This is a genomic window from Streptomyces sp. NPDC031121 (assembly GCF_055570615.1).
The window spans coordinates 82,608-99,703 of record NZ_JBVIGV010000019.1; the positions used below are offsets into that span (position 1 = coordinate 82,608).

General features: G+C 73.0%; 17 protein-coding genes and 1 other RNA gene. 6 read left to right on the plus strand and 12 right to left on the minus strand.

The features are described 5' to 3' along the window. Positions 1-304: 304 nt before the first annotated feature. From ACZ462_RS29565 to ACZ462_RS29595, 7 genes are all read right to left on the minus strand, one after another. On the minus strand, positions 305-1,738 hold the full coding sequence (locus ACZ462_RS29565) for an NAD-dependent malic enzyme (protein WP_467806999.1): 1,434 nt from the start codon (positions 1,736-1,738) through the stop codon (positions 305-307). 437 nt (positions 1,739-2,175) lie between these two features. Next, on the minus strand, positions 2,176-4,512 hold the full coding sequence (locus ACZ462_RS29570) for a HelD family protein (protein ID WP_467806998.1): 2,337 nt from the start codon (positions 4,510-4,512) through the stop codon (positions 2,176-2,178). Positions 4,513-4,603: 91 nt separating this feature from the next. Further along, positions 4,604-5,176, minus strand: coding sequence for a CGNR zinc finger domain-containing protein (locus ACZ462_RS29575; RefSeq protein ID WP_467806997.1), 573 nt, complete (start codon positions 5,174-5,176; stop codon positions 4,604-4,606). 95 nt (positions 5,177-5,271) lie between these two features. Continuing rightward, complete coding sequence (locus ACZ462_RS29580; protein ID WP_467806996.1) at positions 5,272-5,817, minus strand: GNAT family N-acetyltransferase; 546 nt, start codon at positions 5,815-5,817, stop codon at positions 5,272-5,274. 55 nt (positions 5,818-5,872) lie between these two features. After that, positions 5,873-7,087: a uroporphyrinogen-III synthase gene (locus ACZ462_RS29585; protein WP_467806995.1), complete on the minus strand. Its 1,215-nt coding sequence runs from the start codon at positions 7,085-7,087 to the stop codon at positions 5,873-5,875. Positions 7,088-7,211: 124 nt separating this feature from the next. Further along, positions 7,212-8,582, minus strand: a complete 1,371-nt coding sequence (locus ACZ462_RS29590; RefSeq protein ID WP_467806994.1) for a nitrate/nitrite transporter — start codon at positions 8,580-8,582, stop codon at positions 7,212-7,214. A 96-nt stretch (positions 8,583-8,678) separates the two neighbouring features. Then, the gene (locus tag ACZ462_RS29595) at positions 8,679-9,653 is read right to left on the minus strand and encodes a LysR family transcriptional regulator (protein ID WP_467806993.1); all 975 of its coding nucleotides are present in this window, start codon (positions 9,651-9,653) and stop codon (positions 8,679-8,681) included. Positions 9,654-9,737: 84 nt separating this feature from the next. On the opposite strand from ACZ462_RS29595, the gene ACZ462_RS29600 reads away from it, so the two are divergent. From ACZ462_RS29600 to ACZ462_RS29620, 5 genes are all read left to right on the plus strand, one after another. Continuing rightward, the gene (locus ACZ462_RS29600) at positions 9,738-11,084 is read left to right on the plus strand and encodes an MFS transporter (RefSeq protein ID WP_467806992.1); all 1,347 of its coding nucleotides are present in this window, start codon (positions 9,738-9,740) and stop codon (positions 11,082-11,084) included. 49 nt (positions 11,085-11,133) lie between these two features. Continuing rightward, on the plus strand, positions 11,134-11,406 hold the full coding sequence (locus tag ACZ462_RS29605) for a type II toxin-antitoxin system Phd/YefM family antitoxin (protein WP_467806991.1): 273 nt from the start codon (positions 11,134-11,136) through the stop codon (positions 11,404-11,406). Continuing rightward, the gene (locus tag ACZ462_RS29610; protein WP_467806989.1) at positions 11,403-11,666 is read left to right on the plus strand and encodes a Txe/YoeB family addiction module toxin; all 264 of its coding nucleotides are present in this window, start codon (positions 11,403-11,405) and stop codon (positions 11,664-11,666) included. The genes ACZ462_RS29605 and ACZ462_RS29610 overlap by 4 nt, the downstream gene beginning before the upstream one ends. Before the next feature lie 124 nt (positions 11,667-11,790). Then, positions 11,791-12,021 carry a FitA-like ribbon-helix-helix domain-containing protein gene (locus ACZ462_RS29615; RefSeq protein ID WP_467806987.1) on the plus strand — a complete coding sequence of 77 codons (231 nt, stop codon included), beginning with the start codon at positions 11,791-11,793 and terminating at the stop codon, positions 12,019-12,021. 5 nt (positions 12,022-12,026) lie between these two features. Beyond that, on the plus strand, positions 12,027-12,449 hold the full coding sequence (locus ACZ462_RS29620) for a type II toxin-antitoxin system VapC family toxin (protein ID WP_467807057.1): 423 nt from the start codon (positions 12,027-12,029) through the stop codon (positions 12,447-12,449). A 118-nt stretch (positions 12,450-12,567) separates the two neighbouring features. On the opposite strand, the gene ssrA is transcribed toward ACZ462_RS29620, so the two are convergent. The 5 genes from ssrA to ftsE form a co-directional block, all read right to left on the minus strand. After that, positions 12,568-12,957: a transfer-messenger RNA gene (gene ssrA / locus ACZ462_RS29625) on the minus strand. Between the two features lie 84 nt (positions 12,958-13,041). Then, the gene (gene smpB, locus ACZ462_RS29630; protein WP_467806986.1) at positions 13,042-13,527 is read right to left on the minus strand and encodes an SsrA-binding protein SmpB; all 486 of its coding nucleotides are present in this window, start codon (positions 13,525-13,527) and stop codon (positions 13,042-13,044) included. A gap of 19 nt (positions 13,528-13,546) precedes the next feature. Then, on the minus strand, positions 13,547-14,764 hold the full coding sequence (locus ACZ462_RS29635) for a S41 family peptidase (RefSeq protein ID WP_467806984.1): 1,218 nt from the start codon (positions 14,762-14,764) through the stop codon (positions 13,547-13,549). Between the two features lie 67 nt (positions 14,765-14,831). Then, a complete protein-coding gene (gene ftsX / locus ACZ462_RS29640; RefSeq protein ID WP_467806983.1) occupies positions 14,832-15,764 on the minus strand; it encodes a permease-like cell division protein FtsX in 933 nt (310 codons plus the stop codon). 19 nt (positions 15,765-15,783) lie between these two features. Continuing rightward, entirely contained in the window at positions 15,784-16,473 is a 690-nt protein-coding gene (ftsE, locus tag ACZ462_RS29645) for a cell division ATP-binding protein FtsE (protein ID WP_467806981.1), read from the minus strand. A gap of 224 nt (positions 16,474-16,697) precedes the next feature. On the opposite strand from ftsE, the gene ACZ462_RS29650 reads away from it, so the two are divergent. Then, entirely contained in the window at positions 16,698-16,889 is a 192-nt protein-coding gene (locus ACZ462_RS29650; protein ID WP_467806980.1) for a hypothetical protein, read from the plus strand. The last annotated feature ends 207 nt before the right edge of the window (positions 16,890-17,096 follow it).

The window sequence follows — 17,096 nt, forward strand, 5'->3', positions numbered from 1 at the left end:
TTGTACTCCCGTGTTCAACTTGCCTTGGAGGCGTGAGATCGAAGCCGATGCTGCCAGGGCCCTCGGACAGTCCCCGGACCCGGGTCTGAACGTCAGACCCTCGCGCCCGGTTACGCATCCTGCCCCCACCAGCGGCGGGAACGCCAATCCGGCACCCGCCAGGGTCACACGAAAAGCGCCACAGTCACGCCCCGGTGACGCTCCGTCCGCACTGGTGGGATGCGCGTCCCGGTCCTCGTGGGCATCCCCGCAACACTAGAGGGGGCCCGCCCGGCCCGCATCCCGCGACGCGCCGGGACGCGGCTCAGCCGGACGTGGGCGTCGTCACAGCGGCGGCCGCGCCCTGGGCGGCCTTGCGGACGGCGCCGGCGACCGCGCCCGCGACCTTGTCGTTGAAGACGGACGGGATGATGTAGTTCGCGTTCAGCTCGTCCTCGCCGACGACGTCGGCGAGGGCGGTCGCGGCGGCGAGCATCATGTCGGTGTTCACGGTGCGGGACTGGGCGTCCAGCAGGCCGCGGAAGACGCCGGGGAAGACCAGCACGTTGTTGATCTGGTTCGGGAAGTCGGAGCGGCCCGTGGCGACTACGGCGGCCGTCTGGCGGGCCACCGCCGGGTCGACCTCCGGGTCCGGGTTCGCGAGCGCGAACACGATCGCGCCCTCGGCCATCGCGGCGACGTCCTCCCCGCTGAGCACGTTCGGGGCGGAGACGCCGATGAACACGTCGGCGCCGACGACGGCCTCCTTCAACGTGCCCGTGTAGCCCTCGGGGTTGGTGTTCGCGGCGATCCAGCACAGCGGCGAGTCCTCGGCGGCGTCGACCAGGTCGGGGCGGCCCGCGTGCACGACGCCGTGGATGTCGGCGCTGACGACGTTCTTCACGCCGGCGGCCAGGAGCAGCTTCAGGATGGCCGTGCCGGCCGCCCCGGCGCCCGACATGACGACCTTCACGTCCCCAACTGCCTTGCCCACGACGCGCAGTGCGTTGGTGAGGGCGGCGAGCACGACGATCGCGGTGCCGTGCTGGTCGTCGTGGAAGACGGGGATGTCGAGGGCCTCGCGCAGGCGGGCCTCGATCTCGAAGCAGCGCGGCGCGGAGATGTCCTCCAGGTTGATGCCCGCGAAGCCGGGGGCGATCGCCTTGACGATGGAGACGATCTCGTCGGTGTCCTGGGTGTCCAGGCAGATCGGCCAGGCGTCGATGCCGGCGAACCGCTTGAAGAGGGCGGCCTTGCCCTCCATGACCGGCAGGGCGGCCTTCGGGCCGATGTTGCCGAGGCCCAGCACGGCGGAGCCGTCCGTCACGACTGCGACGGAGTTGCGCTTGATGGTGAGGCGTCGGGCGTCCTCGGGGTTCTCGGCGATCGCCATGCAGACGCGGGCCACGCCGGGCGTGTAGATCATCGACAGGTCGTCGCGGTTGCGGATGGGGTGCTTGGACGCCATCTCGATCTTGCCGCCGAGGTGCATCAGGAAGGTGCGGTCGGAGACCTTGCCGAGGCTGACGCCCTCGATGCCGCGCAGCTTGTCGACGATCTCGTCGGCGTGGGCGGTGGAGGTCGCGGCGATGGTGACGTCGATGCGGAGCTTCTCGTGGCCGGACGCGGTCACGTCGAGGCCGGTGACCGACCCGCCGGACGACTCCACGGCCGTGGTGAGCTGGGAGACCGCGGTTCCGCTCGCGGGCACCTCCAGGCGGACCGTCATCGAGTACGAGACGCTGGGCGCCGTTGCCATGGCCGTGTTTCCTCTTCTGTCCCTGTTTTTACGTCTGTGCACAGGCCCGCTGCATTTGGGCGCGGCGGGACCTGTTGTCCGATCGTCCCACCTACCGACCGGTAGCCGGTAACCAGCTACGAAATTCGGAAGAACTCTTCCACCATACGAGAGAAGTGGGGCACGTGGAACCCGAACCGGGACGCGAAAAAGGGTCCGCGCCCCTCGTGGTGAGGGGCGCGGACCCTGAAGCCGAGACACCGGCCCGCCATGCTCGCCTCGCGGCAAGTGGTCGCTCGAAGCGACGAAGGTTGGGCCCGGGGGCTTGGATCGAGCCGGTGTCGTACCCAGGCTAACAAAGGATCCGCCGGGGCGGTCCCCCTCCGGTCGAGTCCCGCTCGCGCCGCCACGCGGGTGGCCTACGCCCGCGGGCCGCAGCCCGGGCGGGGCCGCCGGCCCTACGGGCGCAGCAGCGAGGGCAGGCCCGACGCGTCCGGGGCGTCCCGCTCGGTGGAGACCACCGTCAGCTGCTGCGTCGCCCGGGTGAGCGCCACGTACAGCACGCGCAGGCCCGCCGGGAACTCGCCCGCCTCGACCTCCTCGCGGCTGTTGCCGCCGGCGATCTCCGCCGGGGAGACCACCACCGTCGCGTCGTACTCCAGGCCCTTGGCCTCCAGGCTGCCCAGCGCCACCGCCCGCTCGCCGAGCTCGGCGAGCCAGCCCGCCGCCTCCTCGCGCCGGTCCATGGAGACGACCACGCCGACCGTGCCGTCCACCTGCTCCAGCAGCCTCCGGGCCTCCTCCCGCACCGCCGCCGCCAGGTCGCCGTGGGCGACGGTGAAGCGGGGCCGCAGCCCGGTCGAGCGCACCGCGGACGGCGGCTCCATCCCCGGCATGGCCAGCTTCAGCACGCGGGCCGCGATCTCGGCGACCTCCGCCGGGTTGCGGTAGTTCACGGTCAGGGTGAACCGCCGGCGCGGCCGGGTGCCCAACGCCTCGTCACGGGCCGCGGCCGCCTCCTCCGGGTCGATCCAGGAGGACTGCGCCGGGTCGCCGACCACCGTCCAGGTGCCGTGCCGCCCGCGGCGGCCCACCATCCGCCACTGCATCGGCGTCAGGTCCTGCGCCTCGTCCACGATGACGTGCGCGTACTCGGTGCGCTCGGCGGCGATCCGCTCCGCCCGCTCCCACTGGCTCTCCTCGCGCACCGGCATCAGCTCCTGCAGGCCGGTGAGCTGGTCCAGCGGGTCCGCCTCCCGCTTCCGCTTCGGCCGCGCCGGGGCGCCGAGCAGCTGCTGCAGCTCGTCCAGCAGCGCCACGTCGTGCACGGACAGCGGGCCGTCCCCGGCGGGACCCACCCGGCGCAGCGAGCGGGCCAGCCTGCGGACCTCGCGCGGGGCGAGGACGCGGCGCGCCCAGCGGCCCAGGCGCCGCTCGTCGGCCATCGCGGCGAGCACGGCGCGCGGGGTGAGCTCGGGCCACCAGGCGTTCAGGAAGTCGATGAACGCGTCCTCGGTGGAGACGTCCTCGTCGAAGGCCTGCCGCAGCTCGGCGGCCAGCTCCGGGTCGCTGTGCCGCCCGGCCGCGCCCGTCTTCGCGTACAGGGCGTCCAGCAGCAGCTTGCGGGCGCGGGGGCGCAGCAGGTTGACGGGGGCGGTGCCGCCGAGGGCGTTCTGCCGGATCCGGTCCAGCTCCTCGGCCTCCAGCTCGACGCGGCGGGAGAAGGCGACGACACGCAGCCGTTCGGGGGCGTCACCCAGTTCGAGCGCGCCGCGGACGGCCTTGCGGAGCACCTTGAGCATCCGGGAGGAGCCCTTCACGCGGGCCACGGCGTGCTCGTCGTACGCGGTCGCCTCGGCGCCGTCGACGAGCGAGCCCAGCGCGCGGATGGCGACCTGGCCCTCCTCGCCGAGGGAGGGCAGGACTCCTTCGGTGTACGCGACGAGCAGCGGGGTCGGCGAGACGATCAGAATGCCGCCGGAGTAGCGGCGCCGGTCCTGGTAGAGCAGGTAGGCGGCGCGGTGCAGGGCGACGGCGGTCTTGCCGGTGCCGGGGCCGCCCGCGACCTCGGCGACGGACGCGGCGGGCGCCCGGATGACGAGGTCCTGCTCCGCCTGGATGGAGGAGACGATGTCGCGCATGGAGTGGGTGCGGGCCCGGCCGAGGGCGGCCATCAGCGCGCCGTCGCCGATCGCGGGCAGCTCGCGCCCGTCGAGGAAGGCGGTGACCTCGGGGCGCATCAGGTCGTCCTCGACGCCGAGGACGCGGCGCCCCTTGGACCGGATGACGCGGCGGCGCACGACCCGTCCGGGCTCCTTGGGCGTGGACCGGTAGAACGGGGCGGCGGCCGGCGCCCGCCAGTCGATGACCAGCGGCGAGTAGTCGGCGTCGAGGACGCCGATGCGGCCGATGTGCAGGGTCTCGGCGATGTCGGCGGTGAGGTCCTCGCGGATCGCGTCGTCGGCCGGCTCGACGGAGGTGTGGGCGCCGTCCGGACCGCGCTCGCCGTCCTTGCCGAGCAGCAGGTCGATGCGGCCGAAGAGGAAGTCCTCGAACTCGTTGTTCAGCCGGTTGAGGTGGATCCCGGCCCGGAAGACCTGCGCGTCGCGCTCGGCGAGCGCGCCGGGCGTGCCGACCTGCCCCCGCTTGGCCGCGTCGTTCATGAGGAACTCGGCCTCGTCGATCTTCTCCTCGAGGCGCCGGTACACCTGGTCCAGGTGCGTCTGCTCGATCGCGATCTCCCGATCGCGGACGGAATCCGCCGTGTTGTCGACAGCGGCATCCTGCGCGGCCACCAAAGGCCCCCTTCTGACGTGCATGGGCGACCGTCAACCGTACGCGAAGCCGCACCCTGTCCGCACTCCCGTTCCGGTCGCCGGGGGAGGATCACCGCCGTGGGCGGGACCCGGTGGTGCGGCGGCGGTGGCGGGCGACGCGCTCCCGGTTCCCGCACAGCTCGCTGGAGCACCAGCGGCGCCGGTGCCCGCGGGAAGTGTCCAGGTAGATGCGGGTGCAGCCGGCAGAGGAGCAGCACCGCAGCAGGGCCCGGTCGCCTGGGTCCGTCAGGAGTTCCACCGCGTCGCGGGCGACCGCGGCGAGCAGCGCCCCGCACTCGACGCCCCCGCACAGCTCCCGTACGAGGTGCCCCTCGCGGTCCTGTACGGCGCACAGACCCGGGGGTGGGCCGGCGGCCAGCGCGTTGACCCGGGCCAGTGCGCCCCCGTCGGGGGTGGTCCCGGTGAGCGCGGCGCGCACGAGGCAGGCCACGTCGGCGCGCAGGGCCCGGAAGGCCGCGACCCAGTCGGGGCCGACGCGGGCGAGCGGCGTCCGGTCGGGCACGAGCCCGGCTCCGGCGAGCCACAGCCGCAGCTCGTCGCCGTCGTACAGCTCCTCGGCGCCCGCGGGGGCGGAGGAGGTGGCCACCAGGTCCAGGCACACGCGCCCGGAGTCGAACCACATGCCCGTCACCGCCTCGTGTCGAGGGACGCGCCTTTCAGAGTGCCGCGCCCGCGGTGGTTGCGGAACCCCCCGTACGGGCGGCGGGGCGGCCGGGGCTACAGCGGCGGGTCGTCGTTCAGGAGCCGCTGGAAGAGGACGTGGTCGCGCCAGGCGCCGTTGATGTGCAGGTATCCGGGGGCGAGGCCGATCCGGCTGGAGCCGGCCTTGGCGAGGACCCGCTGGGAGGCGGGGTTGTCGACGAGGGTCGACGCCTCGACGCGGTGCAGGCGCAGCTCGTCGCGGGCGATCCGGCAGACCTCCCTGAGGGCCGCGGTGGCCGCGCCGCGGCCGGTGTGGGCCCGGTCGATCCAGTAGCCGACGCCGCCGCTGCGGAAGGGGCCGAGGGAGACGCCGCCCAGGTTGATCACGCCGATGGGCGCGTCGGTGGCGGCGTCGGTGACCACGTAGGGGTGGAGGCGCCCTTCGTCGCGTTCGGCGAGCAGGCCCTCGATGCGGGCGCGCTGGCCGGCCTCGGTGTAGAACACCTCGGACCGCCAGGGCTCGAAGGGAGCCATGTACGCCCGGTTGCGCGCCAGTACGCCGGCCAGCGCGGCGGCGTCGCCCGGCTCGGCGTACCGCATCCCCACCCCGTCGATGATCATCCGGGCACGGTAGCCCGAGCGGGTCGCCGCATCCAGGAGGCGGGGCGGCGCGCGGTCAGCGGTCCGGTGTGCACTCGCCGGCGTCCAGGGCCAGCCGGTAGCCCCGTTTGACCACCGTCTGGATGAGGTTCGGTGTGCCGAGGGCGCCGCGCAGGCGGGCCATGGCCGTCTCGACGGCGTGCTCGTCCCGGCCGGCCCCCGGCAGGGCGCGCAGCAGCTCGGCGCGGGCGACGACCCAGCCGGGCTGCCGTGCGAGCGCCCGCAGCAGGGCCATGCCGGCCGGGGGGACGGGGCGCAGCCCGCCGTCGACGAGGGCGGCGTGGCCGCGGATCTCCAGGCGGTGGCCGGCGACCGGCAGGGTTTTGGCCCGGCCGGGCAGCTCCCGGCACAGCAGCTGGACGAGGGGTCCGAGGCGGTACCGGTCGGGCTGCACGGTGTCGATGCCGCGGGCCTGGAGCGGTACGGCGGTGACGGGGCCGACGCAGGCGGGCAGGACGGGGCCGCGCAGCGCGGCCAGCACCTGGCCGGACAGGCCGCGCTCCTCGGCGCGGGCCAGCAGCGAGGCCGCGGCGGGCGCGGAGGTGAAGCTGACGGCGTCGACGCTCCCGGCGGCGACCGCGTCGAGCAGCCGGTCCAGCGGCGCGGGGTCCTCGGGGGCCATCCAGCGGTAGACGGGCACGACGACGACGTCGGCGCCGCCGGCCCGCAGCGCCTCGACGAACCCGGGGAGGGGTTCGCCGTGCAGCTGGATGGCGATGCGGCGGCCGGCGACGCCGGCGGCGAGGAGCCGGTCGAGGACCTCGGCGAGCGATTCGGACTGCGGGGACCAGGCCTCGACGAGCCCGGCCGCCCGGATGGCGCCCTTGACCTTGGGCCCGCGGGCGAGGAGTTCGGCGGCCCGGAGCCGGCCCAGCAGCTCCTCGCCGATGCCCCATCCGTCGGCGGCCTCGATCCAGCCGCGGAAGCCGATCGCGGTGGTGGCGACGACGGCGTCGGGCGCCCGGTCGAGGAGCTGCTCGGTGGCGGCGAGGAGTTCGCTGTCGTCGGCGAGCGGGACGATCCGCAGGGCGGGGGCGTGCAGGACGGCGGCCCCGCGCCGGCGCAGCAGGGCGATCAGCTCGTCCGCGCGGCGCGCCGCGGTGACCCCGACGGTGAACCCGGCCAGCGGCCCCGGCCCGGGCCCCGCCCCAGCGGGCGCGCCGGCGGCGGGGGCCGCGGGCGCGGCGTCGGCGGTGTCGGCGGGGGCGGCGGGGTGCGTGTCGTCGTCCATGGTGACCTGCCTCGGCGGTGGCTCTGTAGCACGTTCGCGGCGCGGGTGCCGCGTGACGGAACCGAGCCTGTCAACTCTGCGTGTCAGGGCCGGTTCCGTCGTATTTCGGGGCCGTTAACCGCCGTTACACGGAGGTGAGCTGCGGCTTCGCCTCGACCTCGGGCTCCGGGCGGGACGGCCCCGAGGGCCGGCGAAGGTATACCGCCCAGGTGACCGCGCCGCACACGGCGTAGCAGGCGAGGAAGGCGGCGAAGGCACCGGTGCCGGACCCGGTGGTGCGGAACGCCTCGCGGAAGGCGAGGTTGATGCCGAGTCCGCCGAGCGCGCCCACCGCCCCGATCAGGCCCATGGCCGCGCCGGAGAGCCTGCGCCCGTACGCGGCGGCGGCCTCGCCGGACATGCCGCGGGCGAGGGCCTGCGCCTGGAAGATCCCCGGGATCATCTTGTACGTGGAGCCGTTGCCGATGCCGCTGAGGGCGAACAGCGCGGTGAACCCGACGAGGAAGACCGGCAGCGACTCCCGCAGGGAGGCGTGGATGACCACGCCGGTCGCGGCCGCCATGGCCGCGAAGCTGCCGAGGGTGATGCGGGCCCCGCCGAACCGGTCGGCGAGCGCCCCGCCGACCGGCCTGACCAGCGAGCCGAGGAGCGGCCCGACGAAGGTGATCGAGGCCGCCTGGAGCGGCGTCCGGCCGAACTGTGTCTGGAGCACCAGCCCGAAGGCGAAGCTGTAGCCGATGAAGGAGCCGAAGGTGCCGACGTACAGGAGCGCCATGAGCCAGGTGTGGCGCTCGCGGGCCGCCTCGCGGAGCGCGCCGCCGTCGTTGCGGAGCGGCGCGAGGTTGTCCATCCGCAGCAGGGCGAGGACGGCCGCGAGGACGATCAGCGGCAGGTAGCAGGCGAGGAGCAGCCGGGGGTGGCCGGCGCCCGCGGTCCCGATGACGAGGAGCGCGGCGAGCTGCACCACGGGGACGCCGATGTTGCCGCCGCCCGCGTTCAGGCCGAGCGCCCAGCCCTTCTTGCGCAGCGGGAAGAAGGCGTTGATGTTCGTCATGGAGGAGGCGAAGTTGCCGCCGCCGACGCCGGTCAGGGCGGCCACCGCGAGGAAGACGCCGTACGGGGTCCCGGGCTCCATGACGACCAGCGCGGCCGTGGTCGGGGCGAGCAGCAGCAGGGCGCTGGCGACGGTCCAGTTCCGGCCGCCGAACCGGGCGACGGCGAAGGTGTACGGGATGCGGACGAGGGCGCCGACGCAGGTGGCGGTGGCGATCAGGAAGAACTTCCCGGCCGGGTCGATCCCGTACTCGGGCCCCATGAACAGCACCATCACCGACCACAGGGACCAGATGGAGAAGCCGATGTGCTCGCTCACCACCGACCACAGCAGGTTGCGGCGGGCGATCCGCTCTCCGGTCTCCTTCCAGAACTGCTCGTCCTCCGGGTCCCACCGCTCGATCCAGCGGCCCCCCTTGCGCGGTGCGGTCGTACGGGTCATCACAGGCCTCCACTGCCGTCGGTCCGTGGGGACGACGTTAGGAACGGCGCGTTTCGGCCCTGGTCCCCGCCGGATGACCGGCGGGAAACCTTGCACTCACCCGCTGCCCGGGGCCCCTGTGAGCGCCGCGGCGGGGAGCCAGGCGCCGGCGGGCACCTCCAGCCAGCCGCGTTCGGCGGCGAGTCCGCGGGCGGCGCGCCGCAGCGCGTCCAGGCCCGGGTGGGCGAAGCCCCTGCGCCACACCATGGACAGCGGGGACAGCGGCAGCGGGTCGGCGAGCGGGTGCTTGGTGCAGGCGGGCAGGTCGGTGAAGTCGACGGTGACGAGGACCGGGTTGCGGGTCTTGGCCATCACCCGGCGGAACTCCTCCTTGCCGATGGCGACCGGGGCGTGCGGCGCGAGGGCGATGCCGCGCCCTTCGAAGAGTTCGCGGGCGAGCCGGGTCCACTCCAGGGTCCGCGGGTTGCCGGCGCCCGCGTACACCTGCTGCCCGGCGAGCGCGCCGACCGGCAGCGGGGCGCCGGGCCGGTCGGCCAGCGGGTGCCCGTCGGGCAGGAGCGCGGCGAGCGGCTCGTAGCGTACGGGCATGTGGTCGAGGCGGCGGCGCAGCGCGGGCTCCAGGCCGTGGACGTAGCCGAACGCCACGTCCAGCCGGCCGGCGGCGAGCTCGGCGGCGGCGTGGGTGAGGCCGCTCTCGAAGCGGGCCATCAGCTCGCAGTCCGGGGCGAGTTCGCGGGCCCGGTCCAGTACGGTGCGGGCGCTGCTGGGGCCGTCGGTGTTGACGTCGACGAGGAGCGGGCGGGGGCCGGTGAACGCGGCGGCGAGTTCCTCGTGGGCGGCGAGCACCCGGCGGGCCAGCGGCAGCAGCCGCTCGCCGTCGGCGGTCAGCTCGACGGCTCGGGTGGTGCGGGTGAACAGGGCGGCGCCCAGGCCCTGTTCGAGGCGGCGCACGTCGCGGCTGAGGGCCTGCTGGGCGGTGTACAGGCGGGCGGCGGCACGCGTGAAGTGCAGCTCCTCGGCGACCGCGAGGAAGCCGCGCAGCAGCCGGGGGTCGACGTCGCGGGGATTCACGCGCCGAGACTAACAACAGGATGCGGTCAATGGGCGGGGAAGAGGTGTTGGACCGGGCGGCCCCCCGCCGCCGAACCTGGATGCATGCCGCACACGACCACCGCCCCCGACCGCGCCCTGCCCTCCCCCCGCCGCCTGCCCTCCCCCGCGCCGTTCCGCCCGGCCCGCGCCCACCGCCCCGCGGCGGACGGCCCGCGCCTCACGGTCACCGGCTCGACGCTGGTCATCGCCCGCACCGCCCAGGCCCCCGCCCGCCGCAGGGCCCCCGGCCCGTACGCGCGGCTGTTCGCCCTGCCCGGCACCCGCGCCTTCACGGCCGGGAACCTGCTGGCCAGGCTGCCGATGGGGATGTTCGGAGTGAGCGCGATCATGATGATCGCCGGGCAGCGCGGCTCGTACGCCCTGGCCGGCGCGGTCACCGCGACGGGCCTCGCGGCGACGGCCCTGGTCGCGCCGTGGACGGCCCGCCTGGTCGACCGGTACGGGCAGGCCCGGATCGCCGTACCCGCGACGCTGGTCGCGGTGCTCGGCTCGCTCGCGCTCGTCGCGTGCGTCCGCACCGGCGCGCCGGCCTGGACGCTGTTCGCGAGCTACGCGGCCACCGCGACGACCCCGAACATCGGCGGCATGTCGCGGGCCCGCTGGACCCACCTGCTGAAGGGCTCCCCGGCCGCGCACCACACCGCGATGTCCTTCGAGCAGGCCGCCGACGAACTGTGCTTCATGCTGGGTCCAGTCGTGGCGGCGCTCCTGTGCTCGGCCGTCTTCCCCGAGGCCGGCACCCTGGCCGGAGCCGTGCTCCTCCTCGCCGGGATGCTGCTGTTCACCTCGCAGCGCGCCACCGAGCCGCCCGCCTCCCCGGTCCTCCGCACTTCCGCCCCGCTGCGCGCCGTCCGCCCGCTGCTCGCGCTGTTCCTGCCCCTGGGCGCGGTGTTCGGCACGATGGAGGTCGCGTCCATCGCCTACCTGGACGGGCACGGCCTGGGCGCGGCCACCGGCCCGATCCTCGCCCTCCAGGCCGCCGGCTCGTGCGCGGCGGGCCTGCTGTACGGCACCCGCAGGCCGCTGGACCTCCGGCTGTGCCTGGCGGCGACGGCCGCGGCCATGGCCCTGCCCTGGGCGGCGGCGGCCGCGGACTCGGTGGCCCTGACCGGCTGCGCCCTGCTCCTGGCCGGCATGTCCACGGCCCCGACGATGGTGACGGCGATGTCCCGCGTCCACGCGGCGGTCCCGCCGGAGCGCCTGAACGAGGGCATGACCCTCGCGGTCACGGCGACCCTGGCCGGCATAGCCGCGGGCTCCGCCACGGCGGGCGCCCTGGTCGACCGCTTCGGCACGACCGTCCCCTACGCCCTCCCCGCGGCCGCCGCCGCCACGGCCCTCCTCCTGTCCGCCACCCTGCGCCGCCGAGCGACTCAACCGGTACCGTAAGCAGGTACCAGACTGGTACCCCTTTTGGGTACCAGAGGAGGTGCGCCACGTGCCCATCAGTGCGAGCGAAGCCCGCAAGACCCTGTTCCCCCTCATTGAGCGCGTCAACAACGACCACACACCCGTGCGGATCAGCTCCAAGAGCGGGGATGCGGTTCTGATGTCCGCGGACGACTACGACGCCTGGCAGGAAACGGTGTACCTCCTGCGCTCGCCGGCGAATGCACGGCGACTCATGGAGGCCGTGGAACGGGACCGGGCCGGTACGGCTGCCGTCGCCAAGAGCATGGAAGAGCTCCAAGCGCTGGCCGGTGAGGAGTGAGGAGCATCCACTTCGACCCGGCGGCCTGGGAGGACTTCCTCTTCCGGCTGGGGGCGGACCGGAAGATGGCGAGGCGCATCACCCGCCTGATCGGCGAAGTCCAGCGGTCTCCTTTCACGGGGATCGGGAAGCCCGAACCACTCAAGGGCGACCTGACCGGCTACTGGTCCCGCAGGATCGACGACGAACACCGCCTCGTCTACCGGGCCGACGACAAGGAAGTGAAGATTCTCATGGCTCGGTACCACTACTCCGACTGACATCGGTTCGCCGGAAGGCGGGGCGGCATGACGAAGGCCCCGCGGCCGGCAGGCGACCGGAGGCTCGGCGGTCGCGCCATCCGGATTGACTGCAAAGTGACTGCACCGACGATAAAATGCGGTCATGACTGCGTTCACGATCCGGGAAGTCCCCGATGACATCGCCCGCCGCATAAAGGTCCGGGCCGCCGAGGCCGGGCAGTCCCTCCAGAGCTACCTGCTCAGCCTCGTCATCCGAGATGCCACCCAGCCCACGCTCGCCGAAATGGCCGACCGGGCCGAGCGCTACGCCACGGAGGACATCGACATCCAGGACGTCCTCGACGCCATCGACGCGGGCAGGACGGGCCGTTGATCGTCGTGGACTCCTCCGCCCTGGTCCTGTTCCTCACGGACAGGGGCTCCCGGGGCGCCGCTGCGCGCCGGCGCATCGGCGAGGAAGACCTTCTCGGCGCTCCCTACCTGCTGGACACCGAGATCACCTCCGTCCTTCTGGGTATGGCACGCGGCTCCAAAATCGCCCCCGCGAGCCTCGACGAGCACTTCAAGACCTACCAGGGGCTGCGCGTACAGCGGCACGAGACGGGCCCCCTGCTCCCCCGGATCCGAAAGCTGTACGCCAACCTCTCCGCCTACGACGCCACGTACGTCGCGCTCGCCGAGGCACTGGGCGTCCCCCTGCTGACGGCGGACGTGCGCATCAAACGAGGCGTTCAGCAGCCGCGTTGCCAGATCGAGGTCATCACTGCCGACAGCGGTCCGCCTCCGCGCCCAGGCACCTGACACACCACCGTATCCGCGACGCTCCCCGAAAGGCGGTGCTCCCGTCGTGCTCCCGCATGACGAAGGCCCCCTGACCTGGCGAGATTCGCAGGTCAGGGGGCCTTCGCCCACATGGGATGAGTGGAGATGGCGGGAATCGAACCCGCGTCCAACGGTGCCAAAGGAGGGCTTCTCCGAGCGCAGTCCGCTGCGATTTTCTCGGCCCCGGAGATCACACGGACAAGTCTCCGACGGGCTCAGTCACTGTTTGATTTCCCTCCAACCCCCGTGACCGGGGCTAGAGGTTTAGATCCCTAGTCGACGCCAGGATCCGGACCGGGACCACTTCCGGGCTGACGCTCCTCACAGAGGCTTCAGCTCACTGCTATCAGGCAGCGAGGGCGAAGCGGGAGTTATCGCTCTTGGAGTTGGCGATTATTTTTTTGCGACATGTGGTTAGCGAGATCATTGCCGCTTCCTCGGCTCGCTTCCCCTACATCGACATCCGCTGTCGAAACCGATCATCCCCATGTTGATTTTTCAAGGTGCGCCCGCCCCGCGGGGTGGGTGCGCAGCCCATGGTACGCGAAGTGGACCACCGCGTGCCAGGTGATTAACGCTCGCCGCGCTGCCGGCGCCGGGCCGCCGCGATCGCGCGGCTCGTCTCCCGCGTGTCCTGCTTCTCGCGCAGCGCCTGCCGCTTGTCGTACTCCTTCTTGCCCTTCGCCAGCGCGATCTCGACCTTGGCCCGGCCGTCCTTGAAGTACAGGGCCAGCGGCACCACGGTGTGGCCGCTCTCCTGCGCCTTCGACTCCAGCTTGTCGATCTCCTCCCGGTGCAGCAGCAGCTTCCGCTTGCGCCGGGCGCTGTGGTTGGTCCAGGTGCCCTGGCTGTACTCCGGCACGTGCACGTTGTACATCCAGGCCTCGCGGCCCTCCACCGACACGTAGCCGTCGACGAGCGAGGCCCGTCCCTGGCGCAGGGACTTCACCTCGGTGCCGGTGAGCACGATGCCGCACTCGTAGGTGTCGAGGATGGCGTAGTCGTGCCGCGCCTTCTTGTTCTGGGCGATCAGCTTGCGCCCTTTTTCCTTAGCCATAGTGCTGGTCATTTTCGCACTACGGGCCCACCCCGAGGCCACCCAATACCGTGCGCGCCCGCTCCTCGGCCCGGTCGGGGGCGGCCAGGTCGGGGGTGATCCCGGTCCCGTCGAGGCTGCGGCCGCCGGGGGTGCGGTACGTGCCCACCGTCAGCTCGGCCACCGAGCCGTCGGGGAGCTGCGTCGGCATCTGGACGGACCCCTTGCCGAAGGTGCGGGTGCCGACGGCGACGGCCCGGCCGCGGTCCTGCAGGGCGCCGGCGACGAGCTCGGCGGCGCTCATGGTCCCGCCGTCGACGAGGGCCACCAGGGGGCGGGCGGTGTCGCCGCCGCGGTCGGCGTACAGGGCGCGCTCCTCGCCCCTGACGTCGTACGTGGCGACGAGCCCGCCGTCGAGGAAGGCGGAGGCGGCGGCGACGGCCTCGGTGATCAGCCCGCCGGGGTTGCCGCGCAGGTCGAGCATGACGCCCCCGCCGGGCGGGGCGGCCCGTACGGCGTCGCGGACGCGGGCGCCGGAGCCGCGGGTGAAGGCGGCGACCTTGATGACGGTGACCCCGCCGGGCAGCGTGCGGACGGTGACGGGCTCGGCCCGCAGCTGCTCGCGGCGCACGGTGCGGGAGGTCTCGGCGCCCTCGCGGGCGGTGTGCAGGGCGACGGGGGTGCCGGCCTCGCCGCGCAGGAGGGCGACGACCTCGGCGGTCTTCAGGCCGGTGACGGGGCGGTCGTCGACGGCGACGAGGCGGTCCCCGGCGGCGATGCCGGCGCGGGCCGCGGGCCCGCCGGGCTGGACGCGGGCGATCCCGATGGCGCCGTCGGCGCCGCGTTCGGGCCAGAGGCCGACGCCGGTCCAGCGGCCGTCGAGCTCGTCGGCGAAGTCCTGGAACTCGCCGCGGTCGTAGACGACGCCCCAGCGGTCGCCGCTGCGGCTGACCACCTCCTGCGCGGCCTTCTTGCCGGACTTGCCCTCGGCGACGGCCTCGGCGGCGGCGCGGGCGACGGCCTCCCGGTCGGCGGTGCCGCCCCCCGGGGCGGTGGCCGCCGCGCCGGGCCCGGGACCGGCCCCTCCGGCGGGCGCTGCGGCGGCCGTTAAGGTGCCGGAGGAGGCGCCGGCGGCGCCGGCCCCGTCCCAGCAGCCCATGGCGGCGGCGGTGGTGACGGCCGTGGCGAACGCCCACGTGAGGACGGCCCCGCGACGCAGGTCGCGGGGCCGCAGACAGAAGCTGGGGAGACCCTGCATACGGCCGAGTCTAGGACAAGGGCCCTTCGGGCACGGCCCGTTGGACCCGGCGCACACGGGGCACTCGTCACACCTTGAGGTACTTGCGCAGCGCGAGGAACGCCGCAAGCGACGGCATCAGCACGCCGATCGCCAGCACGAGCGGCAGCTTGGTCAGGACCTCGTCCCAGCCGATGAAGTTGATCAGCTCCATCTTCGTGCGGAGCGAGGCGCCGTGGTCGATGACGAAGTACTGGCCCGCACCGAGCATCACGCAGGCGAACACGGCGCCGATCAGCCCGGCGAACGCGGCCTCCATGATGAACGGCACCTGGATGTAGAAGCTGGAGGCGCCGACCAGCCGCATGATCCCGGTCTCGCGGCGCCGGCTGAACGCCGACACCCGCACCGTGTTGACGATCAGCAGCAGCGCCACCACCAGCATGATCAGCATGATGCCGAGGGCGGCCCAGTTGAGGTAGCCGAGCATCTGGAAGAGGTTGTCCAGCTCGGTGTGCTGGTCGGCCACCGACTGGACGCCGTCGCGGCCTGCGAACGCCGTCGTGATGACCTTGTACTTCTCCGGTTTCACCAGCTTCACCCGGAAGGAGTCGGGCATCTGGTCGGGGGTGATCACCGAGGCGAGCGCAGTGTGCCCGAAGCGCTCCTTGTAGTGCTTGTACGCCTCGTCGGAGGACTCGTAGTGGACGGTCTGGACGAGCTCCATCTTCTCCAGGTCGGTCTGGATCTGCTGCTTCTGCTCGGGCGTCGCCGCGCCCTTGGCGCAGGCCCGGCTGCCGAGCTCGCTGCTGTCCTCCGCGTCGCTCTTGTTGCACAGGTAGATGGAGACGTTGACCTTGTCGTACCAGTAGCCCTTCATCTTGCTCACCTGGTCGCGCATGAGCAGGGAGCCGCCGAACAGGGCCAGCGACAGGGCCACGGAGATGACGACCGCGAAGGTCATGGTCAGGTTGCGGCGGAGACCGACCCCGATCTCCGACATGACGAACTGGGCGCGCATGACGTCTGGGTGGGCCCTTTCAGTGCTGGTAGCCGTAGACGCCGCGCGACTGGTCGCGGACGAGGCGGCCCCGTTCGAGTTCGATGACGCGCTTGCGCATCTGGTCGACGATCTGCTGGTCGTGCGTGGCCATGATCACGGTGGTGCCGGTGCGGTTGATGCGGTCCAGCAGCTTCATGATGCCGACGGACGTCTGGGGGTCGAGGTTGCCGGTGGGCTCGTCCGCGATGAGCAGGGCGGGGCGGTTGACGAAGGCGCGGGCGATCGCGACGCGCTGCTGCTCACCGCCGGAGAGCTCGCCCGGCATGCGGTCCTCCTTGCCGCCGAGGCCTACGAGTTCCAGCACCTGCGGGACGGCTTTGCGGATCTCGCCGCGCGGTTTGCCGATGACCTCCTGCGCGAAGGCGACGTTCTGCGCCACCGTCTTGTTGGGCAGGAGCCGGAAGTCCTGGAAGACGGTCCCCAACTGGCGCCGCATCTGCGGGACCTTCCAGTTGGAGAGCTTGCCGAGGTCCTTGCCGAGGACGTGGACCTGGCCGTGGGTGGCCCGCTCCTCCCGCAGGACGAGCCGCAGGAAGGTGGACTTGCCGGAGCCGGAGGAGCCGACCAGGAAGACGAACTCGCCCTTCGCGATCTCCAGGGAGACATCTCTGAGTGCGGGGCGGTTCTGCTTCGGATAGGACTTGGAGACGTTGTCGAATCGGATCACGGGTGCACCACGGTCGCCGGGAGTAGGTGTGCGTGACCATACGCGAACGGGCACCGGGTGGGGACCCGGCGCCCGTAGTTGCCCGATATGTCCCGCGGGACGGGGGAGGCTGTCCGCGATTGCCCGGACGGGCCGCGCCGAATGCCTCCGGAGCTGGCACAGTGGTAGGGGGAACGGTCTCGTTCCCCCGCGCGTTGTACAAGGGGACGAGAGGAGGAGAGCGCATGACATATGACCGGCTCGTGTGCGCGAACTGCGCCGCGCCCGTCAGTCAGGGCCGCTGCCCGGTGTGCCGGGCGAACCGGGAGCGCCTCCAGCAGGAGGGTCCCTTCGCAGGCCTGAACCCCATGGTGCTCATCGCGCTCCTGGTGGTCCTCGTGGCGGCTCTGGCCCTGGTGGCGCAGCACACCGCGTAGGGCCGGCGGGCGCTCGGCGGCTCCGCCGCACACGTCCCGATCATGCGTCGCCCCGCCCCCTGGAGGGGCGGGCGGAAAACGACGGCGGGGGGAGGGAACACCCCCTGTCCGGGGCCCCCCCCCCCTTTCCCCCCCACCCTTCCCCCCCCCCGAGGCCAAGGCCACCGCCCCAGAACCCCTCCCTCCCCTCCCCTCTTTCCCCCCGGC